At 76.0% G+C, this 633-nt stretch carries 1 protein-coding gene; it reads right to left on the bottom strand.

Features of this window, described 5'->3' with window-relative positions; translation table 11 throughout:
- Positions 1–189 precede the first annotated feature (189 nt).
- Positions 190–633, bottom strand: a 444-nt coding sequence (locus EAO77_RS37355; RefSeq protein WP_147992710.1) for a polyprenyl synthetase family protein, incomplete at its 5' end; no start/stop codon positions are given.

The raw sequence follows: 633 nt of genomic DNA, 5'->3' as shown, positions 1-633 counted from the left end.
GCCTCCTGCCGGGTCGCCGAGAAAGCGGGCTACGTCCTGCGGGCCGTGCTTCCGCCCCGCTCGCCGCAGCCTCTCGAAGGCCATCTGCACGCCCGGGACCGCGACGCCGGCTGACCCGGTACGCACATCCGCCCGCGGTCCGTCGACGACCGCCTGTCCCCACGCACCCGGACCGGGCGCGTCCGGGAGTCACAGGGCGCGCCGAGCACCCCACAGCGGCAGCCGCTCGAAGAACTCGACGGCGTCGTCCCGCCAGCGGCCCCGCCAGCCCTTCGCCACCGCGCTCGCCTCCTCGGCACCACGGCGTCGACGAGCAGGTGCGCGCGGACATCCGCCGTGGTGCCGGGCGATGTCCTGGATGCGGGCGACGGTCTCCGGTGGACAGCCGGGACCGGCGAGCGCCGACTCGACCAGCTCACGCTCCGCGCCGCTCGTCGCGGCCAGGACGGCGCACACCGTGTAGCTGCGGCGGCCCGAACGCAGATCCGACCCGGCCGGTTTGCCGATCAGGCCGGCGTCCCCGAACAGATCGAGGTAGTCGTCGCGCATCTGCCCGCTCACCCCCGCGGACCGCGCGTACCGGGCCAGCTCCTCCTGGTGGGCGGCCGGGTCCTCGCCGGCCGCGAGGAGGGG

The sequence above is a fragment of the Streptomyces sp. T39 genome, from assembly GCF_008042045.1.
Classification (GTDB): Bacteria; Actinomycetota; Actinomycetes; order Streptomycetales; family Streptomycetaceae; genus Streptomyces.
Note: the sequence above shows the minus strand (reverse complement) of the source record. Positions and strands in the feature narration are given on the sequence as shown.